The sequence below is a fragment of the bacterium genome, assembly GCA_035307765.1.
GTDB lineage: Bacteria > Sysuimicrobiota > Sysuimicrobiia > Sysuimicrobiales > Segetimicrobiaceae > Segetimicrobium.
In genome coordinates, this window is record DATGHU010000005.1 from 124998 (window position 1) to 149045 (window position 24048).

24 protein-coding genes are annotated in these 24048 nt (G+C 67.7%); 12 read left to right on the top strand and 12 right to left on the bottom strand.

Annotated elements, in window-relative coordinates:
• Positions 1-1485 (bottom strand): aldehyde dehydrogenase family protein, encoded by a 1485-nt coding sequence (locus VKV57_01095; GenBank protein ID HLW58499.1) that lies wholly within the window; start codon positions 1483-1485, stop codon positions 1-3.
• 156 nt (positions 1486-1641) lie between these two features.
• Here VKV57_01095 and VKV57_01100 point away from each other — a divergent pair, with 156 nt between their 5' ends.
• Positions 1642-2652 (top strand): amidohydrolase family protein, encoded by a 1011-nt coding sequence (locus VKV57_01100; GenBank protein ID HLW58500.1) that lies wholly within the window; start codon positions 1642-1644, stop codon positions 2650-2652.
• Between the two features lie 172 nt (positions 2653-2824).
• Here VKV57_01100 and VKV57_01105 read toward each other — a convergent pair whose 3' ends face one another.
• The 4 genes from VKV57_01105 to VKV57_01120 form a co-directional block, all read right to left on the bottom strand.
• Entirely contained in the window at positions 2825-3106 is a 282-nt protein-coding gene (locus VKV57_01105) for a hypothetical protein (protein HLW58501.1), read from the bottom strand.
• A 68-nt stretch (positions 3107-3174) separates the two neighbouring features.
• Positions 3175-3780: a DUF4337 domain-containing protein gene (locus tag VKV57_01110; protein HLW58502.1), complete on the bottom strand. Its 606-nt coding sequence runs from the start codon at positions 3778-3780 to the stop codon at positions 3175-3177.
• A 58-nt stretch (positions 3781-3838) separates the two neighbouring features.
• Positions 3839-5092: a D-alanyl-D-alanine carboxypeptidase family protein gene (locus tag VKV57_01115; protein HLW58503.1), complete on the bottom strand. Its 1254-nt coding sequence runs from the start codon at positions 5090-5092 to the stop codon at positions 3839-3841.
• Positions 5093-5109: 17 nt separating this feature from the next.
• Positions 5110-6204, bottom strand: a complete 1095-nt coding sequence (locus VKV57_01120) for a Zn-dependent alcohol dehydrogenase (GenBank protein HLW58504.1) — start codon at positions 6202-6204, stop codon at positions 5110-5112.
• On the opposite strand from VKV57_01120, the gene VKV57_01125 reads away from it, so the two are divergent.
• From VKV57_01125 to VKV57_01135, 3 genes are all read left to right on the top strand, one after another.
• Positions 6088-7218 carry a DMT family transporter gene (locus VKV57_01125; GenBank protein HLW58505.1) on the top strand — a complete coding sequence of 377 codons (1131 nt, stop codon included), beginning with the start codon at positions 6088-6090 and terminating at the stop codon, positions 7216-7218. The two genes, VKV57_01120 and VKV57_01125, sit on opposite strands and share 117 nt — an antisense overlap.
• A 107-nt stretch (positions 7219-7325) precedes the next feature.
• A complete protein-coding gene (locus tag VKV57_01130) occupies positions 7326-7529 on the top strand; it encodes a hypothetical protein (GenBank protein HLW58506.1) in 204 nt (67 codons plus the stop codon).
• A 489-nt stretch (positions 7530-8018) separates the two neighbouring features.
• A complete protein-coding gene (locus VKV57_01135) occupies positions 8019-8600 on the top strand; it encodes a DcrB-related protein (protein ID HLW58507.1) in 582 nt (193 codons plus the stop codon).
• On the opposite strand, the gene VKV57_01140 is transcribed toward VKV57_01135, so the two are convergent.
• Positions 8548-9591, bottom strand: coding sequence for a cobalamin-binding protein (locus tag VKV57_01140; protein ID HLW58508.1), 1044 nt, complete (start codon positions 9589-9591; stop codon positions 8548-8550). The two genes, VKV57_01135 and VKV57_01140, sit on opposite strands and share 53 nt — an antisense overlap.
• Complete coding sequence (locus VKV57_01145; protein ID HLW58509.1) at positions 9588-10211, bottom strand: DUF1684 domain-containing protein; 624 nt, start codon at positions 10209-10211, stop codon at positions 9588-9590. Before VKV57_01145 ends, VKV57_01140 begins: the two co-directional genes overlap by 4 nt.
• A 118-nt stretch (positions 10212-10329) precedes the next feature.
• On the opposite strand from VKV57_01145, the gene VKV57_01150 reads away from it, so the two are divergent.
• Positions 10330-11751: an amidase family protein gene (locus VKV57_01150; GenBank protein HLW58510.1), complete on the top strand. Its 1422-nt coding sequence runs from the start codon at positions 10330-10332 to the stop codon at positions 11749-11751.
• 26 nt (positions 11752-11777) lie between these two features.
• On the top strand, positions 11778-12764 hold the full coding sequence (locus tag VKV57_01155; protein HLW58511.1) for an aldo/keto reductase: 987 nt from the start codon (positions 11778-11780) through the stop codon (positions 12762-12764).
• Positions 12765-12797: 33 nt separating this feature from the next.
• Here the strand turns inward: VKV57_01155 and VKV57_01160 are convergent, their stop codons facing one another.
• The 3 genes from VKV57_01160 to VKV57_01170 all read right to left on the bottom strand — a co-directional run bounded on the left by VKV57_01160 (position 12798) and on the right by VKV57_01170 (position 15035).
• Positions 12798-13622, bottom strand: a complete 825-nt coding sequence (locus VKV57_01160; GenBank protein HLW58512.1) for a methyltransferase domain-containing protein — start codon at positions 13620-13622, stop codon at positions 12798-12800.
• 129 nt (positions 13623-13751) lie between these two features.
• The gene (locus VKV57_01165) at positions 13752-14396 is read right to left on the bottom strand and encodes an HD-GYP domain-containing protein (GenBank protein ID HLW58513.1); all 645 of its coding nucleotides are present in this window, start codon (positions 14394-14396) and stop codon (positions 13752-13754) included.
• 99 nt (positions 14397-14495) lie between these two features.
• Positions 14496-15035 carry a DUF305 domain-containing protein gene (locus tag VKV57_01170; protein HLW58514.1) on the bottom strand — a complete coding sequence of 180 codons (540 nt, stop codon included), beginning with the start codon at positions 15033-15035 and terminating at the stop codon, positions 14496-14498.
• A gap of 168 nt (positions 15036-15203) precedes the next feature.
• Here VKV57_01170 and VKV57_01175 point away from each other — a divergent pair, with 168 nt between their 5' ends.
• A complete protein-coding gene (locus VKV57_01175; GenBank protein HLW58515.1) occupies positions 15204-15599 on the top strand; it encodes a VOC family protein in 396 nt (131 codons plus the stop codon).
• A 13-nt stretch (positions 15600-15612) separates the two neighbouring features.
• Here VKV57_01175 and VKV57_01180 read toward each other — a convergent pair whose 3' ends face one another.
• Positions 15613-16281: an ATP-binding protein gene (locus VKV57_01180; protein HLW58516.1), complete on the bottom strand. Its 669-nt coding sequence runs from the start codon at positions 16279-16281 to the stop codon at positions 15613-15615.
• Positions 16282-16457: 176 nt separating this feature from the next.
• Between VKV57_01180 and msrA the strand changes: the two genes are divergently transcribed.
• The 3 genes from msrA to VKV57_01195 are packed head-to-tail and all read left to right on the top strand — an operon-like array spanning position 16458 to position 19881.
• Complete coding sequence (gene msrA, locus VKV57_01185) at positions 16458-17042, top strand: peptide-methionine (S)-S-oxide reductase MsrA (protein ID HLW58517.1); 585 nt, start codon at positions 16458-16460, stop codon at positions 17040-17042.
• A 23-nt stretch (positions 17043-17065) separates the two neighbouring features.
• Complete coding sequence (locus VKV57_01190) at positions 17066-18811, top strand: thiamine pyrophosphate-requiring protein (protein HLW58518.1); 1746 nt, start codon at positions 17066-17068, stop codon at positions 18809-18811.
• 53 nt (positions 18812-18864) lie between these two features.
• Positions 18865-19881, top strand: a complete 1017-nt coding sequence (locus tag VKV57_01195; protein ID HLW58519.1) for an agmatinase family protein — start codon at positions 18865-18867, stop codon at positions 19879-19881.
• A gap of 9 nt (positions 19882-19890) precedes the next feature.
• On the opposite strand, the gene VKV57_01200 is transcribed toward VKV57_01195, so the two are convergent.
• Positions 19891-21264 (bottom strand): amidohydrolase family protein, encoded by a 1374-nt coding sequence (locus VKV57_01200; protein ID HLW58520.1) that lies wholly within the window; start codon positions 21262-21264, stop codon positions 19891-19893.
• Positions 21265-21538: 274 nt separating this feature from the next.
• Between VKV57_01200 and VKV57_01205 the strand changes: the two genes are divergently transcribed.
• Both VKV57_01205 and VKV57_01210 read left to right on the top strand, forming a co-directional pair.
• Positions 21539-22402 (top strand): NAD(P)-dependent oxidoreductase, encoded by an 864-nt coding sequence (locus tag VKV57_01205; GenBank protein ID HLW58521.1) that lies wholly within the window; start codon positions 21539-21541, stop codon positions 22400-22402.
• A gap of 209 nt (positions 22403-22611) precedes the next feature.
• Positions 22612-23925 carry a solute carrier family 23 protein gene (locus VKV57_01210; GenBank protein HLW58522.1) on the top strand — a complete coding sequence of 438 codons (1314 nt, stop codon included), beginning with the start codon at positions 22612-22614 and terminating at the stop codon, positions 23923-23925.
• Positions 23926-24048: the final 123 nt, after the last annotated feature.

Sequence of the window (24048 nt, forward strand, 5' to 3'; positions counted from 1 at the left end):
TCAGTAGATATTCGACTGCCGCACCCGCCCGGTATAGTCCCAGAACACGCTCTTGATCTCAGTGAAGAATTCCAATCCTTCCTCCGCCATCTCCCGGCCGCCGACGCCGCTCCACTTGATGCCGCCGAACGGGATCTGGGCCTCACCCCCAACGGTGGGGGAGTTCACGTGGACCATGCCGACCTCGACGCCGTCGATGAAGCGCATGATCGCGTTGGCGTCGGACGCGTAGATCGAGGAAGAGAGACCGTAGCGAAGACCATTGGTGACCGCGAGGGCCTCGTCGAGGGACGCGACTTCGATCACCGACAGCACCGGGCCGAAGATTTCTTCCCGCGCGATCCGGTGGCCGGGCTGGACGTCCGCAAACACGGTGGGCTCGACGAAGTATCCCCGGGCGTACGCACCATCGGCCAAGCGCCGACCTCCGCAGAGCAGGCGCGCGCCCTCGGCCCGCCCGGCCTCGATGTAGCCGAGAACCGTGGTGAGCTGGTGCGAATCCACGAGCGGGCCCATGCCGACGCCGGCCTCCAGACCGTTGCCGACGCGGATGCTCCGGGCCCGATCGACAATCGCGTCGGCGAGCCGCGCGCGCACGTCCCGGTGCACCACACATAGGCTGGTGGCGGTACAGCGCTGGCCGGTGCTGCCAAAGGCACCCTGGACGATCCCGGCGACCGCGAGTTCCAGATCGGCATCGGGCATGACGACGACAGCGTTCTTGCCCCCCATTTCGCAGGTGACCTTCGCCAACCGGCGGGCCGCGCGCGCGTAGACCTCTCCCCCAATCTCACAGGACCCGGTGAAGGAGACGGCCCGCACCATCGGATGGGTGACCAACGCATCGCCAACTTCGGGACCCGGCCCGACGATGATGGTCAGCACGCCCCGCGGGAGCCCGGCCTCCTCGAGGATATCCCGGTACCGCTGGGCGACGAGCGGCGTCAACGATGCCGGTTTGAGGATGACGGCGTTTCCCGCCACGAGGGCCGGGGCGACCTTCCAGGCCGGCTCCGCCCAAGGGAAGTTCCAGGGAGTGATCACCGCGACGACCCCGAGCGGTTCCCGCAACGTCATCAGCACCGTCGTGGGCATCTCCGACGGCCGGGTTTTGCCGCCCATCCGAAAGCCCTCGCCGGCGTACCACTCGAGCAGAGCAATCCCCTTGAGCACCTCTCCGCGTGCCTCGCTGAGGATCTTGCCTTCTTCGCGAGTGAGCAAGCCCGCGAGTTCGTCGAGCCGGGACCGGGCAAGCTCGGCCGCCCTCGCCAGGACACGCCCCCGCTCCGGCGCCGGGGTCGCGCGCCAGATCCGATACGCCCCTTGGGCCCGCTCCACGGCCCGGATCACATCCTGCGCGGTGTGCTGCGGAATCTCCGCCAACACCTCAGCGGTATCGGCGGGGTTGGTATCGATGACCGTGCGGGGACCTCTACCCCCGGTCCCGGCACGCCGAGACTCTGGAAGATCGCGGGTCGTGCTCATCCACGCCCTCCTTCTGGTGCGCATCGGCGGGTTTCCGGGCACCGGCGGCCGTGTTCAGTTCCGCCTGAGGAAAGTCCTTCCGCGGGAAGCGTTCGCGCAGGCGCGCGCGTTACGCACGGTGTGGGCAGTTTCGCCGATTCGTAGGGAGGAGTCGGGGTGCAGGGACAACCACTCGAGCACGCACGGGCGAAGGGGTTCGCCAGCCCTCCGCCGCGGAAGATCAGGGGCCCCATTGTCGATGTGCACACACACACCACGGAGCCGGCCACGAATCACGAGCTGATCGAGGCGGCACGGCTCTACGGGATCACCACGCTTGTGGCGATCGCCCCGCTCGACGTCGGCCGCGCGATACAAAACAGATACCCAAAGGAAATTGTGCTGGCGGTCCGGCCGATTCTGAATGAACCAAACGGTCAGATCGCGCTCCTGGACCGGGCGGTGGAAACCGTGCACCAAGCCCGAGCGCTGGGCGCCCCGCTGATCAAATTTTGGTTCGCCCCCCGAATCCGCGATCGGCTGGACTTTCTCCTGGACTCGCCACGGTTGGATCCGGTGTTCCGGGCGATCGATGAAGAAGGGCTGGGAGTCCTCGTACACGTCAGCGATCCCGACCGGTGGTTCAAGCATAAGTACGACCCCGCCAAATACGGGACGAAGGCGGACCAGTACCCAATGCTTGAGACCCGGCTCCGGCAGTTCCCGCGGATTCCATTTCTCGCGGCGCATATGGGCGGGGATCCGGAACACCTCGATCACCTGGCAGACCTGCTGACCCGGTACCCGAATCTCTACCTCGATACGAGCGCCACCAAATGGATCGTCCGCGAGCTCGGCCGGCAGCGGGAGGCCGCGCGAACCTTCTTTCACCGGTGGGCGGACCGGATCTGCTTCGGGACGGATCAGGTCGTGCTCAAGGAATCCGATCCCACCCGGTACCTCGTACGGTACTGGGTGCACCAGATGTTTTGGGAAACGGATCTGCAGTGCCCGTCGCCGATCCCCGATCCTGACAGCGACGGGCCTCCCTCGCTACGCGGACTCGATCTGCCTGAGGGCGTGCTGGGTGAGATTTATTCGAAAACCGCGGAACGGGCCTTCGGAATTCAAGCCCGCCGACCTGAGGGAGCGCAGACGCACTCCACAACGAAGACCGCTAGCGAATGATCAAGTGCCCGGTGGCCCAAAGGGCAAGGCCAATCAGCGCAAGGATCCCTGCGAGAAGCACGACCTTCACCTCCTCCCGAAACTTCTCTCGCCGCCCTGTATCTTACCCCGTGGGGGTCCCGGTCAAACTTTACGGTCCATCCCCTTGGTCTCCCCACCGCGCCTGCGCCCGCTAAGGCTCGAGGGCTTTCTCCACGTCCTGCCGAGTGAGGTCTTCCCCAAGTTCGCCCGACCACCGGAGCAGAGCCTGCACCACTTCTTCCTGGGCCATCCCCAAACTCGATGTCATCTCTTGGACGCACATCTCGACCACATACTCCAGGCGCCCGCTCCACCCGGCATCCTTCGCCTCGGCGATCAGGGAGACGACGACACCAGCGAGCAGCGGTTCGGCCCAGGCGCGGCGATCACTCGCAGCGTCGGGAGCGGCCGTGGCCCCCTTCCCCTCTGCCATACGGCCGTCATCCTCCACAGTGCACCTCCCGTTTCCATCCCCCGCGGGCGCCTCGCCGATGCCCGCGGTCAGCCGGCACGCCCCCCTGCGGTGCGGAAGAACACCTCAAACCCCAAGAACAGCACCCCGGCCGCACCGCCGATGAGCCCCACATACCACAAGAACGGCCGCCGGACGATCGCCGCTACCGAGCAAACCACGATTCCGATCTGAAAGAAGGCGACGGCGAGGGACAAGCGTTGGTACCGCTCGTCAAATCGCTGCGCGACGACTTTGGCCTCATCGCGCTCGCGCTCGCGCGCTTTCGCCTCCTTCGCGATCTCGTCTTGGTCGAGCGCATACCGCTTGATCTCCTTCTCGTACGCCGTGACCTGCGCGGCCGCCCCCGGCGTCGAGTTCAAACGCAACACGTCTCTCTCGACCTCGAAGACGTGTCGTTTGATGCCTTTGGCCTGATAGAAATTCCACTGGTCTGATGCCAGATTCTGGGCGATCGCCGCCCCGTTCAACTCGGCCAGCGAGTGATGTGCGGCACGCCCGGCGAGCAGGCTGCTCAGCGCCGCACAAACCGCGAGCGCCGCAGTGGTGACGGCAATCGCGGTGATCAACCACGCCCCGTGAGCGTCGCCGGCGCCCTCCAGGCGCGCCTCGACTTCGAACCCTTCTTCGCTCATCTAACATCTGTTCGGGGTTACGTCTGCGCACTCCTGCGGCGCCGACGCGTGGGGAGCGCTACTGTTGCGGGATGAACGTCCCGGTCCAGGTTGTCTGGCGATGATGGATCAACCCGCCGACTTTGTACCGCAGCATCCCCAACAGCCGGCCGATGACGCCGGCGCGGCCAACGGCTGCCGCGGCCACAACGGGTGACGTGGCAAGGACAGACGACGGCGTCCGAACCGTCAGCGTGCCGATTTGCTGCCCCTGCTGGAAGGGCGCGATCGGGCGGACGCTGATCTCCTCTGAAACCGTGATTGGAGTGCGATCGTCCCGCGGGAGGATGACGTCGAGCGCGTGGGAGGCCGCCAGCGACAACCGCCCGGCGTTCCCGCCGTAGACCCTGATCGCGTTGGGCACGAACTGCTGCCACGGCACCGCGACTATCTCGTATCGGGCAAACCCCATGTTGAGCAAGGCTTCGACCGCAGCGGTGCGGCGTATCAGGGTATGCGCCCCCATCGTGACGGCGATGAAGCGCAGCCCCCCCTGCCGTGCGGTGGCGACGATGTGATAGCCCGCTGCTTCGGTGAACCCGGTCTTCATGCCGTCGACCCGCGCATCCCGAAAGAGGAGGTTGTTCCAATTTGCCTGACGGATCCCGCCGTACGTCTCGTAGCGAGGGCTGGTGTAGGTTAGGGCGTCGGGGTACTCCACCAAGATCTGCCGCGCCAGGTGGCCCATGTCCCACGCGCTCGTGTGCTCGCCCGGGGTCGGAAGCCCGTGCGGGGTGACAAAGTGAGTGTCGTGCATGCCCAGGCGGGCCGCGGTCGCGTTCATTTCCGCGACGAACTGCTCACCGGATCCGGCCAGGGTTTCGGCGAGCGTCTCGGCCGCGTCGTTGCCGGAGGCGATCATCAACCCGTGCAGGAGTTGGTCGACCGTGACCGTATCGCCCGCGTTCAAGAACATGCGGCTGCTGCCCGGAGTGCGCCCAATCCGCCACGCCTCGGCGCTGACGGTAACCGGTGTGGTCAAGGCGATCCGACCGGTCTTGATCGCCCCGAGGGTCAAGTAGAAAGTCATCAGCTTGTCCAGGCTCGCCGGGGGGCGCTGTCGGTGGGGATCCGTGGCCGCGAGGATCTGTCCGGTGGACACTTCAATGAGCAGGGTCGAGGGCGGGCCGGGCAGCCCCACCTGCCGGGGAAGGACAGCGGCGCCAGGGCGCGGCGCCGCCCACGCCACGACGGCGGCTCGAGGGCCCACCCCCACGAAGGCCTGCAGGATCATCGCCAGAATCACACCAGTGCCGAGCCCCCGGATGCCCATCGCTCGCCTCTCCCTCCTCACCGGTCCATCACCAGGATGCCGCGCAGGCCGTCCCCGCGGTCGAGCGCGGCCACCGCGTCGTTGACCCGATCCAGCGGGTACGTCGCCGTCACGAGCTCGTCCAACAACAACCGCTTCCCCTGGTAGAGAGCGAGGAGTCGCGGAATATCAGCCCGAAGGTGCGCGGACCCGTAGAAACAGGCGTGCAGCGTTTTCTCGTTGAGGACAAACGCCGGCCCGCCAACCGCATACTCCTCGCGGGCGGGGGGAATCCCGACCGCGACCGCAACGCCGCCCCGGGCGAGGCTATCGACCGCTTGCCGGACGACCGCGGCCCGGCCGATCACTTCAAACGCATAATCGACCCCGCCCCCGGTCAGGTGCTGGATCGCCCGCACCGGGTCTTCCTCCGATGCCAAGACGGTGTGGGTCGCGCCAAACCGCTTCGCCGACTCCAGGCGGTGTTCGAGGAGGTCGACGGCAATGATCGTCGCCGCCCCGGCGAGGCGCGCCCCCTGCACGACATTAATGCCCACCCCTCCCGCGCCGAAGACCGCCACGCTGCTCCCGGGCCGTACCCGCGCCGTGTTCACCACCGCGCCCACCCCCGTGGTCACGGCGCACCCCAACAGCGCGGCGACGGTCAGCGGGACTTCCTCGCTGATCCGCAGGACCCCCGCTTCGGGAACCACCGCCATCTCCGCCCACGACGACACGCAGGTGAAGTGGTGTACCTCCTGCCCGCGCCACCGCAGGCGGGTGGTGCCGTCCGGCATCTTCCCCCGCACCCGGTACCGCATCTCGCAGAGATGGGGCCGCCCCGTATCGCAGTACCGGCAGCGTCCGCAGGCGGGGGCAAAGAGCAGCACGACGTGATCCCCGGGACGGACCGACTCCACTCCCTCGCCCACGGCGTCCACGATCCCGGCGGCCTCGTGCCCCAGGATGACTGGCAGGGGCATGGCTAGGTCGCCTTTGATGTAGTGCAGGTCGCTGTGGCACACTCCGGTAGCCAAGATCCGAACCGCGACTTCGCGGCGACGCGGTCCCTCGATCTCCACCGTGTCGATTGCCAGCGGCTTCCCCACCTCGTAGAGCACGGCGGCGCGCATGCGCGTTCACCTCTTCGAAGATGTCGAAACACTGTTCCCCCTCCCCGCAGGGATTCCTCCGGGAGGAGGCGAACGCTACGAACGCATGGGTTCCGCCCGCTCCGCTCCTCATTGAGCCGCCTCCACTCCCACCCGGCCCTGGGGAATCTCCTCCTCTTGCTCGTTCCGGTCGTGTGGGGACTGAACTTCATCATTATTAAAGCCGCGCTCAACCAGTTCTCCTCACCCCAGAGCTTCAACGCCCTGCGCTGGATCCTCGCCTCGGGCATCCTGGGGATCGCCGTCGCGGTGCGCCGGGACTCCCTTCGGATCGCTCCCCGGGATTGGGGGAGGATCATCGCCGTCGCGATCCTCGGGAACGTCCTGCAACAGGTGACGTTCATCAACGGGATTCGGCTGACCACCGCCGGTCACTCCGCCCTGATGATGGGGCTTTCACCCCTTGTGGTGGCGCTGGTCAGCGCGGCGAGGGGTCTCGAGGACGTCCGGGCCCGGACCTGGGCGGGGATCGGCCTTTCTCTCTTCGGCCTCGTCATCTTGGTGCGGCCCGCGACCGACCAGGGAGGGTCCGGGATGTTCGTCGGCGACCTGCTGACGCTTGCCTCAGCGGCCTGTTGGGCCGTGTACTCGCTCTTGGCACGGCGGCTCACCCTCGCGTATTCCCCGACCGTGGTCACGGCCGTCGCCATGGGAACCGCCACGATCGTCCTCGTGGCCATCGGCCTGCCGGACCTCCGCACTCAATCCTGGACCTCCGTCCGTTGGACCGGGTGGGCCAGTCTGGCCTACTCCGGGGGGCTCACGATCGCGTTCGGATATCTGGCCTGGGGGTTGGCCATCCGGCGGGTGGGATCGACCCGCACTTCGATCGTCTCCAACCTGACCCCGGTAGTCGCGCTGATCGCGGCGTGGGCACTGCTCGGCGAGCGGTTGGACCCATGGCAGATGCTCGGGGCGGGCATGGTCGTGGGAGGCACCGCGCTGGCGCGGGGAGGAGATGCGGCATCATCGTAAAGCTTGCGGCAAACCTGCAGGAAATCTTCCGCAGATCTTCGAAGCGTAAGGCGGGGGGGGAAGTTCGGAGGGCAGGCTAGGTCCACACCAGGGGACGGAGGGGAGACATGGATCTGCGGGATTTCGTCCACAAGCTCACCGATTTCATTTGGGATCGGGAACACCAGAGTCAGAAATCGGTCGACGCCGCGATCCTGAGCTATGTCCAGGATGCGGTCATCGCCGAGCTCGAATACCGACGACGCATGCAGGATCTCGATCGAAGGATCGCCGAACTCGACGCCTTGGCCGTGGCCGGCGTGCATTCCTAGGGCAACACGGGTTCCCTCATCGAAGCCACGGCGCCCACCGACCACGGAGGTCGGTGGGCGCGTGATTTGGCGCGCGATCCGCGGGAGGGTCGCCCGCGGCGGCAATCCGAATCCCCTGTCGAGTGGGCCGGCTTCCTCGTCTGAAGCCCGCCGCGGCTCATTCCGAAGACTGTCCCTGTCAACGCAAGGCTGCCGTTCCATCGGGGTCGTCTAAGCCTCCCGGCCGACGACCCGGAGTCGCACGGCGCGCCAGCCAGGCGACGGGCACCCACGGGAACGGGGCCCGGATCCCTCGGGAGCCACCCGTAACGATCCTCGACCGCGCCCGCCGGCTCGCGCCAGATCACGGCATGGCCACGCCCTACCCTCCCAATTACCTCCTGTGATCCTCCTTCGGCATCGAGGACCGACGCGTCTAGGTCGGGTGCACTAAGGGCATGGAGGTAAGGAGCCTTCATATCGACCTTGTCGTACTTGGGAGGGTGACCGATGCGCTCGTTCCGCTTGCTGTCGATGATCGTCGCCGTGATCCTGGGGACCTGTGGAGTTGTAGCCGCGGGCGCCCAATCGCCGGGCATGCAGGTGGCCGCGGACCCCAGCGGACGGTTTACGATCAGCTTCCCGTCGGGCTGGAAAGTGGTCACCCGAGAAAACAGCCTCCCGGCGATCATCGGGGTGGCCCCCGACGCCCCAGGGGGGTTCCACGCCAATGTGAACGTGGTCGTCGAAACTCTCCCAACGGAACTGTCGGCCAAAGCCTACGCCGACCTCAGCGAGCCCGCTCTCCGGGCGATGTTCCACGATTTCACGATTGTCGACCAGGGCCCCGCCAGGATCGCCGGTCGAGGAGCATATTACCGGTATTTCACGTGGCAGCCGAACCGCGGGGGCGTCCTCTACCAAGTCCAAGCCTACTTTACGGTCGGCGCCAAGGGCTTCGTACTCACGGGGACCACCTTGAACGACGACACCCGCATTCGTCGCGATTTCAGCCTGATTTCCCAGATCTTCGAGACGTTTAGGCCGGCGTCGAGCCGCGCCACCGCTTCGTCCCGCCGCGTTTCGCTCTAGGGCCGCCTTCGCGCTCGGCGGCCGGGCTTTGGGTCCGTCCATCTCCCGGACCTGTGGGACCACACCGCCACCTCGATGATACGCGCTGGAGAGAGCGCGGGGGAAGCTTGAAGGCGAAGGCGTCGGGGTGAATCGCCGAGGCCAGAATCTCCAGGCCATCGACGAGTCGGGGACCGGGACGGTTGAAATACGAAGACGCGTCGGTGAGATAGACGCGGCCGTTTCGAACGGAGGGGAGATCGCACCATCCGGGGCGGGCGGCCATCGCGGGGAACTCACGGCGTGTGCGGGCGAGGTCGAACCCGCACGGCATCAGCATCAGCACCTCCGGGGTTGAGGCGGACACCACCTCCCACCCCACCACGCGGGACGGCTCGCGGCCGTGCCCGAGCACGTCCAGGCCACCCGCGGCCTCCACCATCTCGGGCAGCCAGTGCCCACCGACATAGATCGGGTCGAGCCACTCCAGACAGGCAACCCGGGGGCGCACACCGGTGGCCCGCGCCCGGGCTCGCACCGCATCGATCCGCCCTTGCAGTCGGTCGACCACCGCCCGCGCGCGGCGCGCGGTCCCGGTGAGCTCACCGATGAGCATGATGTTGTCCAGCACATCGAACAACCCGTGCGGCTCCAGCGAGACGAGCTTGGGCTCCCTCGCCAGAAGGTTTGCCGCGTGCCGCACGAGCGTGTAGGCGGGGGCACACACCGTGCAGAGTTCCTGGGTGATGATCAGGTCGGGAGCCAGCCCGGCCAGCGCCGCCTCGTCCAGATGATACACGCTCCTGCCGGTGTGGACCGCCCCACGGATCCGGGCCTCGATCATCGGGCTGGGCATCGAGGGACCGACGATCGCCTCGCTGAGTACGGGCTTCCCGCGAACCCCCGGCGGAAAGTCGCAGTCGTGCGAGATGCCGACAAGAGCGTCGGCGAGACCGAGCGCACAGACGATCTCGGTGGCGCTGGGGAGCAGCGACACGATCCGCACAGTCATATCCCCCCAACCGGGGTCCGCTCACCTGCCCGGACGGGCACGGACAAGCGGTTGAGGGGCGGTGCCAGCGGGCAGACCCATCTTGCGTCATAGGCACATGACGGATTGTACGCAAAATTGAAGTCGAGGATGAGCCGCCCGCCCTCCGCCGCGCCCAGATCGGCTCCCTTGACGGTGTCGAGGAGGTAACGGCCCGCACCGTACGTTTCGGTGCCGCTAGTGACATCGCGAAAAGGCAGAAAGAGCCCCCCACCATACCCCCCCAGCCAGTACAGCTCGAGCTCGCACCGCGATCCCCACAGGTCGAACCTCGCGATGGCCGTCCGGGTGAACGGGTACGCATCGTCTCCGCTGGTGGGGATGGTGCAGGGAACCGGGGTCGTGTCGACGATCTCCCCCAGCACCCGAGCGGAAGGATCGTACTCGAAGTAGAGGAGGCCGGCGAATCCGCCGCGCCGGGCGTCTGGAATCGGCGACATGGGGTGCCCGGCGAACAACCGATTCCGTACGGCGCGCCAGCCGTCCCAGGCCGCGGCCGGGTCGGGAGAGGCGCGGATGTGCTGGTACAGCTCGAACACCTGACGTTTCCAGTCCAGCAACTCGAGTCGTTCACCGATCATCTTACCGTCCAGTCTAGCAGATCCGAAACCTCACCACGCCGCGACTGGGGAGAGGGCTTCGCGTCCCCCACCATGAAGAACGCTACGGGGACGAGACTTGGATCATGGGGAGGATGACGTGGGTCCTGAGGAACTGTGTTGGACGCCGGCCGCCGAACTGGCGCGCCTGATTCGGGCAAAGGACATTTCGCCGGTCGAAGTGGTCGAAGCGGTCCTCGGCCGGATCGAGCGTATCAACCCCGCGATCAACGCGTACTGCACGGTGGCCGCGGACCAGGCGCGGGCCGCCGCCCGAGACGCGGAGGCGGCGGTGATCCGCGGTGGGCCCCTGGGCCCGCTGCACGGGGTGCCGTTCTCGATCAAGGACCTGACCCCGACGAAGGGCATCCGCACGACGATGGGATCCAAAATCTTCGAGGGCAACGTGCCGGAAGAGGACGCGCTGCTCGTGGAGCGGCTGCGCGCCGCGGGCGGGATCCTGATCGGGAAGACGAACACCCCCGAATTCGGCTGCAAACCATTTACCGACAACCGCCTGTTTGGCGCCACCGCCAATCCGTGGATGACGACGCATTCGGCGGGAGGGTCGAGCGGAGGAGCCGCGGCGGCCGTGGCCGCCGGTCTCGGTCCGCTCGCGGAGGGGAGCGATCTGGCAGGGTCGATCCGCCATCCCGCGGCGTGGTGCGGCGTCGTCGGCTTCAAACCTTCGCAAGGACGTATCGCGCGCTATCCGAACGCGGCGGCGTGGAACGCGATGTCGACCAACGGCCCGATCACCCGCACGGTGGGGGACGCCGCCGTGATGTTCGCCGCCATGGTCGGCCCGGACCCGCGGGACCCTCTCGCCCTCCCCCACACCGGCGAGGACTGGGCCCGGCTCCCTCAGGGAGCGAGCATCCGGGGAGCGCGGGTCGCCTGGACGCCGGATCTCGGCGGGGCGACGCCGGTGGATCCCGCCGTGGCGTCGATCTGCGAAACCGCGGCGGGGGCCTTCGCGGACCTGGGGTGCTCCCTCGAGGTGGCCTCCCCGGAGATCGGCAGCATCAAGGAGCCGTTCCTCGCACTGAACGCCGCCCTCCGCCAGGCCACGGTCGGCAAGTACCTTGAGCGATGGCGGGATCAGATGGATCCGATCCTCGTCCGCCGGATTGAGATCAGCAGGACCCTGACCACCGAGGACATCGGACGTGCGGAAGTTGAGCGGTCGGCCTACCACCAGCGCCTGCGCCGATTCTTCGAGCGCTACGACCTCCTGGTGCTCCCCACGACGACCATCGCGGCATCCCCGCTCGACGCCCTCCTTCCCAAGGAAATCGCCGGCCGCCCGATCCACGACCACCTCGACATGCTGATCCCGACCTACGCCTTCAACCTCAGCGCGCATCCGGCGCTCTCGGTTCCCTGCGGCTGGACGGAAACGGGTTTGCCGGTGGGCCTCCAAATTGTCGGTGGGTGGCGGCAGGACGCCCTCGTCCTACGGGCCGCGGTGTGCTTTGAAGCAGCCGCCCCCTGGACCAGCAAGCGGCCTCAGCTGAGGTAGCGAACCGCGAAGGAGCGCGAATCGCCATGGACTACCGAAGTCTCGGCAATACGGGATTGCGCGTGTCGGCGCTCGGGTACGGATCGGGAGCGATCGGCGGATTGTTCGTCCGGGGCGATCCCGAAGAACAGCGGCGGGCGGCGGCCCGGGCCCTCGACGCGGGGATTACCTACTTCGATACCGCGCCGAGTTACGGCGACGGACGCTCCGAGACGAATCTCGGCCGCGTGTTTCGGGACCTGGCCGCCTGGGGGCGCGTCGTCGTGGGAACGAAGGTCCGCCTCCGGCCGGCCGACCTCCGGAACCCTAAGGACGCGGTCCTCCGATCGGCCACAGAGAGCCTGAAGCGGCTGGGGCGCGATTCGATCGACCTGCTGCAACTTCACAACCCCGTGCGCGCCGACGGCGGGGCCACCGGCGGGAACGCCCTCGACCTCGGGACCGTGCTGGGGGAGGTCGCCGATGGATTGCACGAAGCGTCGCGGCAGGGGCTGGCCGCCCACGTCGGCCTCACGGGATTGGGGGAAGCCGCACCCCTCCTCGCGGTGATCGGGTCAGGCCGGTTCGCGACGATCCAGACGTACTTCAACGCGCTGAACCCGAGCGCGGGGTTCGCGGGCGCGAGCGGCGGCGGGCAGGATTTCGGTGGACTGATCGACGCCGCGGCGGCCGCGGCGATGGGCGTGATCGCCATCCGGGTGATGGCGGCGGGAGCGGTGTCCGGCGCGCCGGAGCGGCACGCCAACGCCGGGGACCCCGGAGACCCCCTGGCGCGCGGCGCCGAGTACAACCGGGATCTCGAGCGGGCGCGCGGGCTCGTCGCGCTCGCCCGGGAGGTCGGGGTGGAAGGCCCGCTGGAACTGGCCCTGCGCTTCGCGCTGGCCAAGCCGGCGGTCTCCACCGTGCTCGTGGGGTACTCGGACCTGGCTCAACTCGAGGACGCGATCCGCTGGACCGCGCGCGGACCACTGCCCCCGGATGCCGTCAACCGCACCCTCGCCGTTGCCCGGTAGCGGAATCGACCTCCCACCCCCGCTCCCCCGCGCTCAGCGGACGTCCTTCGAGGCCGTCAACGAAAACATCAGGGGAATGTCCCCGCTCCCGGGAGGCAGCTCCCAGCAGCCGTCCGATCGTGCCTCCATCCAGGGGAGCATCGCCCATCCCATGAACGGGTATTCCTCGAATGTGTCGATCCGCAGCCCGGCGCGGAGGAGCGATCCGATGATATCCGACATCGAGTGGACCCACTGATAGGTCACGCTGCGAATCGGGGCGTCGGGGGCGGCGTACGAACCATCGCGCTCCACCCGCATCGGCTCGCGGCGGTGAAAATAGGGGTAGCCGGGCCGGAGCTCCCGATCTGAGCGTGCGTCGTCGAAGGTCAGGGCGAACGGGTGGGCCTCCACGATGCAGAACCGCCCGCGGGGGCGGAGGAAGCGAGCGATGATCTCCGCCCACCGGCCCAGGTCGGGCAGCCACCCCAACACCCCGTGCGAAGTGAACACGATGTCGAATTCGCCTTGAAGCCGCCCCGGCAAATCGTACAGGTCGCTTTCGACAAACGCGGCGTCCGGCGCCACCTCCTCGGCCAGCGCGCGCGCGGCCGCAATCGCCTCGCCGGAGAAGTCAACACCCGTCACCTTCGCCCCCCGTCGCGCCCACGCGAGCGTGTCGAGGCCGAAGTGGCACTGGAGGTGGAGCAAAGACCTGCCGGTAACGTCGCCGAGCAATCGGACTTCCAGGGCATCCAGGCCGGCACGGTCGCGGCGTCGGCCGGCCTTGAACCCTTCCACATCGTAAAACGGCCCCCGCAGATGGTACCGGGCCCAGGTGTCCCAGGTGGATTGATTGACCTTAAGATGGCGGTCCATCGATGGCCCTCCGGACCGGCCGCCGTGGGAACCGGAGGCGGCGGGCTCGTTCGAGCAGGGCTTCGGGGGCGGCGAGCGACCTCCTGGAGGCGGGGCCCCCGACCGGCTTCCCGGGACCTCAGCCGGTGATCAGGAGGGGGGGTCTCGATCCATCGCGATGAACGCGTCGACGGTCCCGGGGTCGAATTCCCGCCCGACGTGGTCGCAGATGTACTCCTGCGCCTCCTCGGGGGTCCAGGGCGCGCGGTAGGGGCGCTGAGAGCAGAGTGCGTCCCAGACGTCGACGACCGAATAAATCCGCGCGGCGATGGGGATCTGTTCGCCCACCAGGCGGCGAGGGTAGCCGCTCCCGTCCCACTTCTCATGGTGGCAGTACGGGATGTCCAGTGCCGGGCGAAACTGGGTGATTGGGAAGAGAATTTCGTAGGCATAGGTGGGGTGGCGACGGATCGCCTCCCACTCCTGCGCGGTCAGCGGACCGGGCTTGAGCAGAACCGCGTCCGGAATCAACATCGTCCCGATGTCGTGCAGCAGCGCCCCGCGCCGCAGGTGCACCAGCACTTCCTCGTCCAGGCCGAGCGCCCGGCCGAGCCGGACGGTGAGGTCGGCCGCCCGGGCGCTGTGTCCCTCCGCCTGCTGCTCTCGCATGTCGAGTGCCCGGGCCCACCCGGTGATGATGTCGTCGTAGGCCGTGCGCAGCTCGGCCCGTAACTGTTCGCGCAGGCGCAGTTGCTCCCCGCTCTCGGCGGGCAGTTCATGCATCCTCGAGGTCACAAGGTGGCCTCCACGCCCCGCTACGCCGGGATCGGACCGCTCGACCCCAGGGGCGAGCCCGGCGCACTTCCGGTGGGTGTCGGGGCGCCCGGATCTCCGTCAGTACCACGCCTTCAACCAGCCGCGCAGAACCGCCGATGCACCGCCTCCGTCCTTCAGCGCTTGGAGGGCCAAGGCCCGCACCTCCGGCCGGCTCGACTTCTCCGACGCCAGGCGCGCCAGCGCGGAGGTCTGGTCCAACTGTGCCGCCAGCATGGGGAGGTACGCACGCTCCAGCGCGGACCCCCGCAGGGTCCGGAGCTTCTTGACGGATGTCGTCGCCACCCCCGCCCGTCGCTCGGCGGGGCCCGCCCCCATCGCCTGTAGCAGGGAGAGCGTCTGCCGGACCTGGCCGTTCTCTCGCTCAACGAAGTCTTGATTCCACCGAAGGAGATCGGGGTGATCGGCGTACAGGGTCGCGGTCATTGCCATCTCCACGGCCTCCTCGTCCGCGGGGACCAGCGACTGCAGGAAGGCGATGTCGAACGTCTGCCCGCTCAGACCCGAGAGGCGAGCAAGGGTCGCACTGGGAGCGGACGTGGTCGAGTTTCCCACCGCCACCGTTGTGGTCAGCATCAGAATCGCCAGAGCCAACGCCATCCGCATCATACACCTCGCAGCTGTTGAGGCTTTAGACCGACTGGGAAAGTCCGGCACAGGTATGGTGCCCAACGCCGGCGGGGGAAAGACCTGGTAAACCGCCGCCGTCGGTGCCGCACCAGGATGTCGCCCGGCGGGCGCGAACTCAGATGCCGGAGGTGAATCGGCATGTCACTGCCGCGGCTGCAACACGTCTCGTCCCCGTATCCCGCCGGGAGGCAGGGCGACGTGCGGGCATTCTACGGGGCGCTGCTCGGGCTGGCAGAGGTGCCCATCCCGCATACCCTCGAGCACCGGGGGCTGGTGTGGTTCTCGGCCGGCGCCGGCGGGGTCGAGATGCACTTCTTCCCGGGCGGCCCCGACCCCGAGCACCCGCGTCACCTCGCCTTGGAGATTGAGGATCTCGGGCAGCTGCGGAGCCGGCTTGAGACTGCGGGCTATAAGCCCTACGACACCATCGCGATCCCGAACCGACCGCGCTTCTTCTGCCGCGATCCATTTGGGAACCTCGTCGAGTTCACGACGATCCTCGGGAGTTACCTTCGGACGCCGGCGACCCCCTGAACCCGGCCGCGGCTTACTCCCCCGGCACGAGATCGAAGAAGGCCCAACAATCACGCTGCACGGTCTCGCCGGGGGTCCACGCCACCTCCCGGTGAAAGATCGGCCCGTCGAACACAAACGTGTGGAACTCCCCGTTCTCGCCGCACGGATCGACGGTCGGGGGGAGCGCAGCGAGCAACCCGCGATCGAAGCGGCGGCCGGCGAAGGAAGGGTCCAGGACCCGGGTATCGACGCAGACCACGACCGCCCGGTAGCCGCTATCGACAAACTCTCGAGCCAGCCTGTCCGTTTCGCGCTTCCAGATCGGAAAGATCGCCCGCATCCCCTCCCGGGCCAGCCACTCTTCTCGATACCGACGGATGTCCTCGAGGAAGAGATCGCCAAAGGCGACCGTGCTGAGCCCCTGCCGTCGATAGCCGTCGAATGCCTCCTCCATCCGGGACTGGTACGCTTCGTTGGTGGCGTTCGGCGGGATGGGGACGAGGTGGAGGGGAAACCCCAGGGCCGCGGCCTGGCGTTCCAGGAGGACGCGACGGACTCCGTGCATGCTGACGCGATCGTACCCCTCCGTGATCGTCGAGAGCAGTACCTCGACCCGATACACGCCGTCCCGAATGAGCTCGGCCAGGGTCAGGCAGCTGTCCTTCCCGCCGCTCCACGATTGCAGGATCCGCGTCGTCACATCCCCCTCTCCGACCGCGCGTCGTCGCCGATTCCCGGCGCCGCCGCGCTGCTCCACGACGAGAATTCGCGACCGATCTCGCGACTCATCCCGGATCGCGAGCCTTGCAGGAACGCCGCCCTGTTCGCATTGAACGTTCCCCGTGGTTGGGACCCGCATCACGGAGAGGCAGAGCGATGAGCCACACCGAGCAGACCGGGAACGCGCACCCGCCGCACCAGGAGGTCGCCACGCTCGCCGGCGGATGCTTCTGGTGCATCGAAGCCGTCTTCGACGACCTGAAGGGCGTCAAGATGGTCGAGTCGGGGTACTCCGGCGGGACGGTGACCACCCCCAGCTACCGGCAGGTATGCAGCGGGACCACCGGACATGCGGAGGTGGTCCAGATCACCTTCGACCCGACGGTGGTCTCGTTTCGGGAGATCCTCGAGGCGTTCTTCTCGGTGCACGATCCAACCACCCTCAACCGACAAGGGCCGGACACGGGAACACAGTACCGCTCCGCTATCTTCTACCACACTCCGGCGCAGAAGGCGGCCGCCGAGCAGCTGATCGGGGAGCTGACCGCGTCGCGGGTGTGGCACGCCCCCATCGTCACCGAAGTCACGCCGTTTACCACCTTTTACCGGGCGGAAGACTACCACCAGGAATACTTCAGATTGAATGGGGAACAGCCCTATTGTCGGGCCGTGGTCGCGCCCAAGGTGGCGAAGTTCCGGAAGCAGTATCGGGACCGGCTGAAATCGTCCGCGGGCGTCTGACGCCCGCCAGCGGCGACCGGCGCATGGCCGATGACGTCGGGGCGGGCCGGCGGGTCGCCGTGGACACCGCGGCCGATGCGCTCGTGGAAGCCTTGCGAGCGGCCGGGGTGGAGCTGATCTTTGCCAATCTCGGCACCGATCATCCGCCCCTGATCGAGACCTTGGCCAAGTTCCACGCCCTCGGCCGACCGGCGCCCAAGATCATCCAGTGCCCCCATGAGAGTGTCGCGCTGTCCGCGGCCCACGGATTCGCTCAGGTGACCGGACGGCCCCAGGTTGTCCTGGTCCACGTCGATGCCGGAACCGCCAACCTGGGAGGGGCCGTGCATAATGCGGCCCGCTCGCGCATTCCAGTGCTGATCCTGGCGGGGCGGACGCCGTTCACCGAGCGCGGTGAGCTGAAGGGGAGCCGCGATAGCTACGTCCAGTTCCTGCAGGACGTCTACGACCAATCCGGCATCGTCCGTCCCTACGTGAAGTGGGAGTACGAACTGCACCGCGGCGCGAACATCGGGTTGGTGGTGCAGCGGGCGCTCCGCCTGGCGGTCGCCGATCCGGGGGGCCCCGTCTACCTCACGGCCCCGCGGGAGGTCCTGGAGGAGCCCATCGACGCTGTCGACCTGCCGGACCCCGCGTCGTCCGTGCCGCCTGTGCCGACGATCCCCGACGGTGCGGCCCTCCGCCAAATCGCCCGGTGGCTCCGCGCCGCGGAGCGGCCCGTCGCCGTGACCAGCTACATCGGCCGCCGCGCGGCGGCCGTCGGCGCGCTCGTCGCGCTCGCCGATCAGTTGGCCCTTCCCGTGGCGGAGATGCTGCCCCGAGCGTACATGAACTTTCCAACCGACCACCCCCTCTACCTCGGCGCCGGGTGGCACCCGCGCCTGGGGACGGCCGACCTCGTCCTGGTCGTCGACTGCGATGTGCCTTGGATCCCGTCGGCCGCACAGCCGGCGGCGGGGGCGCGGATCATCCACCTCGACCTGGATCCCGTCAAAGAGGATCTGCCCCTCTGGATGTTTCCCGCACATCTCTCGGCTCGGGTCGATGCGGCGGCGACGCTCTCCTGCCTCGTTGAAGAGCTGCGGTGTGGCTGGACCCCCGACGTGGAAGCCCGAGTCGACGGCCGTCGCCGCGCCCTCGAGGACGAAGCCGGTGCGCGGCGCACTGCCTGGCGGGACGCGGCTCCGCCGCCGCCGCCCGGCGGCCCGATCACCGCGGCCTGGCTGACCCGGTGGCTCGGCGGCATCCTCCCCCCCGACGCGATCGCGGTCACCGAGCTCGTCACGCACGCTCCCGAAACCGCGCGGCACCTGCCGCGATCACTCCCCGGGTCGCTGCTGTCGGCCGGAGGCACCAGCCTGGGCTGGGGGTTGGGGGCATCGATTGGGGTCAAGTTGGCCCGCCCCGAGGCGGAGGTGGTCTGCCTGGTGGGCGACGGGTCGTTCCTATTCGGGGTGCCCTCGGCGGCGCTCTGGACGAGCCGGCGATACCACGCCCCGTTCCTCGCCATCATCTACAACAACAGGGGCTGGGCGGCGGCGAAGAACGCCACGCGGCGCCAGCATCCCTCGGGGTATGCCGTGCGTGGGGGGGAATTCCTCAGCAGCTTCGGCGAGGGGGTGGATTTTGCCGCAATCGCCGCGGGCGCGGGCGGATACGGGGAGCGGGTCGTACGTCCTGAAGATGTTCCGGCGGCGGTGGACCGGGCGCGCCGGGCCGTCCGTGAAGGGCAGACCGCCGTCCTCGACGTCACGATCACACCGGTGTGAGGGAGGATGAGCTTGTCCGCTCGAACGCACACGCGATCTCAGGGGTCACGCTGATGCCCCGGCGCAAGCCGACGAGAACCGATCGCCGTTCCGCCGCCTCGGGTGCGCGACCGAGGCTGAAGCCCCCGGGCCTCATCGTCAACTGGCTGAAAGGGGACCCGGTCGAGACCCGGGCAAACTCGTGGCTGGAGTGGACCGGCACGTGGGAGCTGGACGCGGTGTTCCTGGGTGCGCCGTTCGACGGCGCCGGCACGGTCCGCTCCGGGTCGCGGCACGCCCCCGATGCCGTTCGATCCGCGCTGCCCGGGTACACCACGTACAGTACGAGCGATGGCGTCGCGATGGATCATCTGCGCGCGGCGGACGTCGGGGACGTCGCGACGATCGTCACGGATATGGAGACGACTTTCCGGAACATTTCCGACGCCACCCGCTTCCTCTCCAAGCGCGGAATCCGGCCGGCCATAATCGGCGGGGACAACTCCATCTCCTATCCGGCGGTGCGCGGCCTGTGCGAGGGGCTCCGGAGGAAGACGATCGCCCTGATTCAGATCGATGCGCACCACGATCTCCGTGAATCGCACCTCGGCGCGTTGTCCAGCGGCGTGCCCTACCGCCTGCTGCTGGAGCGGCATCCCGACCAGGTCCGGGGGTCGCAGATGACCCAGATCGGCATCGCGGACTTCAACAACAATCCGACGCACCATCGCTACGCCCAAGCCCACGGGATCGCCGTCCTCTCCAACATCGAGGTGTGGCGGCGGGGAATCCGGCACGCGATCGACGTGGCGCTGGACCGAGCCGGGGAGGCGGACGCGATCTACATCAGCATCGACGTCGACGGCGTCGACCAGTCGAGCGCTCCGGGGACCGCCGCCCCCAACCCCTTCGGCCTCGACGGCCGCGACGTGATCATGGCCGTGCGCGAACTGGCCGCCCAACGAAAATGCGCGGGGCTGGAGATCGTGGAGCTCTCGCCGCCGACCGACCACTTCGGCATGACCGCGAACTGGGCCGCCGCCGTCGTCATGAACTTCTTCTACGGGCTGGCGCAGCAGAAGGCGCGCTGAAGCCCGCGCTCACCGACCCCCGCCCCCGCGACGGGCGAGGTACCGCCCGGATCCCCCCGGCAGCCGCAGCGTGTCGCCATCCAAGAGCACCCGGCCGCGAAGAAAGCTCATCACCGGCCACCCGCGCACCCGCCGGCCGTGATACAGGGTGTAGCCGGATCCACCCACCTGGCCCTCGCTGCGGATTTCCACCTCGCGCTCCGGATCGATGAGCACGAGGTCGGCATCCATGCCCGGAGCGATGACCCCCTTTCCGGCCAGGCCGAAGATGCGCGCGGGGGTCGCGGCGAGGACGCGGGCCAGTACTGTCGGCGGGATCCCGCGCCGCCGGCACGCATCCCACATGACGGGCAGCATCGTCTGCACGCCGGGAGCGCCGTACCAGCACTCGAAGATGTCGCGGAAGCCCCCGGCCTTCGTCTCGCGTGAATGGGGGGAATGGTCAGACCCGATCACCTGAATCCGCTCAGCGGAAAGATGGGGCCACAGCCCGGCGGCGGTCGCGCCGTCGCGCAACGGCGGTGAGATCTTCGCCAGCGGACCCCACCGTGCCAGTTCCTGATCGGTCAGCTCCAAGTACTGCGGGCAGGTCTCGGCCCACACCACCTGTCCTTCGCCCCGCGCCGCCGCGATGAGCTCGACGCCCCGCGGCGTGCTGACGTGCACCATATAGAGGGGGCAGCCCGTCAACCGCGCGTACTGCAGGGCCTTGTGGATCGCCAGCCATTCCGCTTCGTCCGGGTGGGTCCACAGAAAATCCGCCGGGGCGACCCGCCCGCGGGCTCGCTGGATGGCGATCCGCCGATCGATCACTTCCCCGTCCTCGGCATGCACCAGCAACAGACCGCCCGCGGAGGCGATGGCCTCCATGGCGGAAAGGAGGTGGCCGTCGCTGGCCATGCGGCCGATGGACCGATAGGCCAGGAACAGTTTGAAAGACGGAATCCCCTCGGCGATCAGTCGGGGGATCTCGTCCAGCACCCCGTCCCGTTCGGCGAGCCACGCGTGAAAGGAAAAATCAACGACGCCCTCGCGCGCGCCCAGATCGCGGAATTCGTTCAGCAGGTCAGAAGCGGAAACGCGCTCGGCCGCGCTCGGCAGGAGGTGGACGATGGCACTCGTTGCTCCGCCGCGCGCCGCCGCAGCCATCGTGATGGGGAGCGCATCGACATGGTGGCTGTGGATCTTGCAGTGGAGGTGGGCGTCGATGACGCCAGGGAACACAACTCTCCCTTCCGCATCGATGGTCCGCTCGGCCGCCTTGAGCGTCCCCGGCGCGCCGAGCGCGGCGATCCGTTCGTCGGCAATCCCGATGTCGAGCCGACGAACCGCGTCGGGGGTCACCACCTCCCCACCCCGGATCAACAGGTCAAACCGCTGCACGGGTATCTCTCAACGCGCCAACTTCCCACCTCGGACAACGGCTCCCCACGATTGTCCTACTCCCTCGATGTCGTCAGCCACATCTCAGGCCTGCCGAAGGTCGCAGCCGTCTCGTTCGCCGTCCCCCGGCGGTCTCGAGACGTGCTCACCTCCGGCTCGAGCCAGGTTCGGTCGTTGCGTGACCCGTTCCTGCCCCCAACGGCAGGGGCGGTCGATGGTGCCCATCGAATGGAATTGCGGTCTCACGTCTGACGCCGAGGGCAGAGGGCTCACCATGAACACGCGGCGAGTGGTCCTCATCGGGGCGGCCGGATACATCGCCCAGCGCATGCTTCCGGAGCTCAACACACGATGGGAGTTGGTCCCGATCGACGTTCGAACGGCCGCGCGGGACGGGAAATCGATCCCGGGGCTGGTGGTCGCGGATCTCACTCGGCCGGATCGCAACGAATACCGCCAACACTTCCGCGGCGCCGACGCCGTGATTCACTGCGGGTACGTCAGCGCCCCGGGCCTCGATGCCACCACCTGGCAGGACAACAGCGATGCCAAGTTCTGGGCGGAGTACCAAAACGTCGCGTTGGCCTACAACGTCTACAAGACGGCCCTCGAAGAAGGCGTCCGCCGTGTGGTCGTGGCCAGCTCCAACCACGCGGCGGATTACTACGAGCGCCTGATCTGGCAGGAGAAAATGGAAAGCGTCACCCCAGACATGCCGCCCCGGTCCGACAACTGGTACGGCTGGGCCAAAGGCGCCTACGAGCTCTTGGGGTTCGTCTTCGCCACGGGCCAGGTCGAGGGCCGAAAGCTGGAGATCGTCCAATGGCGGATCGGCGCTCCGAGGGATGACGACATCGATCGAGTGCAGCGGGGGAATATCAAAGCGATGCACCGCGCTCTGGGCGCATATCTCTCCCGACGCGACCAGGTGCAGCAGGCGATCCGCATGGTCGAGACCGAGGACATCACCGACCAGCACGGCGTGCCCTTCTTGATCGTCTACGGCATCAGCGGCAACACCCACCGCTTCTGGAGCATCGCCAATGCCCGCCGGACGATCGGGTATGAACCCCAGGACGACAGCCAGGTGAACTTCGCCGACCGGATTGCGGCGATTGCTCGGGCGACCGGCACCTGAAGCGGCACACCGCTGCGGCAACATCCGCGGCCGGCGGAAGATCGGGCCATCGGGGATCCAGCATTGCCGCCGCGCGCGCCACCGCATTTCGCCGGCTCGGGGGCCACGGCCGGCGTGCAAACGCCGTCAGAGGAGAGGGACCTGAGCAGGCAGAACAAGCGAAGAGAACCGGTTTTGACGTCATACGTTGCCCAGGGGGGATAGCGCGTATGGCCACAAACACCGTTCCCGGGGAACACGAAGCCATCTACTATCCAGAAGATCGCCTGCCTTGGCTCCAAACGACCTTCCTCGGCATCCAGCATGTCATGGCCATGTTCGGGGCCACGGTGCTGGTACCGCTTATCCTCGGATTCAACGTGAACACCGTGCTCTTCTTCAGTGGCGTGGCCACCCTGATCTTCCTCGCCATGACCGGGGGCAAGATCCCGAGCTACCTCGGGTCTTCCTTCTCCTTCATCGGATCGGTCCTCGCCATTCAGGGTGGTGCCGGGCACAATCAATCGCTCGCCTTCGGCGGGATTTTCATCGCGGGCGCGCTGTACTTTCTCGTCGGAGTGGTGGTCCACAAGGCCGGGGCTGAGGTCATCCGCTTTTTCATGCCTCCGGTCGTCACCGGCACGGTCGTCGCGGTGATCGGCCTTGCCCTCGCGGGCGTCGCCTGGGCAAACTACTCCAAAGGCCTCTTCACCGCATCGATCACGCTGCTCGCCGCCGTACTGGCGAGCGTCTATCTCCGCGGGTTCCTCCGGCTCCTGCCGATTCTTGTCGGGATCATTGTCGGCTATCTGGTTGCGGTGGTCGATCCGTCCTGCGCCGCGGCGTCGGCGGGCTGCCATGTCAACTTTGGCCTGGTGACCGGGGCGCAGTGGTTTGGCCACCCCCAGTTTAGTTTCCCCCCGCAGTTCAGCGTGAGGGCACTGAGCCTGTTCTGGTTCATTCCCATTGTCCTCATCGCGGAAAATGCCGGTCACATCTATGCCATCAGCGGCTTGATGAAACGGGACCTGAGCGGGTCCCTCGGTCGGGCCTTCATGGGGGACGGGGTCGGAACGATGCTCAGTGCGCTCTTCGGGGGCACCGGAGAGACCACCTACGCGGAGAACATCGGAGTCATGGGCGTCACGCGGGTGTTCTCGATTCCGGTATACATCGTCGCTGCCGTGGCGGCGCTGCTGCTCGGGTTTATCCCAAAGTTTGGCGCTTTGGTCGACAGCATTCCGGTGAGCGTGCTCGGGGGCATCGAATTATACCTGTTTGGACTCATCGCCGCGATCGGAGGCAAGATTTGGGTGGACGGTCGCGTAGACTTCTCCAACCGGGCCAACCTCGCCACCGCGGCGATTCCGCTCATCCTGGCGGCGGGCGGAGCAAGCATCAAGCACGGCGCCTTCGAGCTCAACAATCTGGGACTGGGCGCCCTCGGGGCGATTATCCTCTACCAGATCCTGAGGCCTGGCATGGCCGACCGCGGGACGTCCAGCGCCCCCCCAGGCGTCCCGGCGGCCGCGAGCAAGCGGTAGACGTTAAGAGAGGCGACCCGGGGGGGCAGCGAAGCTCTCCTGGCTGATTGCCGCCATCCTCCGGGGCAACGGGGGATCATGGGAGCACTCGCCGGGAGGGGGGGAACCTCGGCCTCCCGCTCA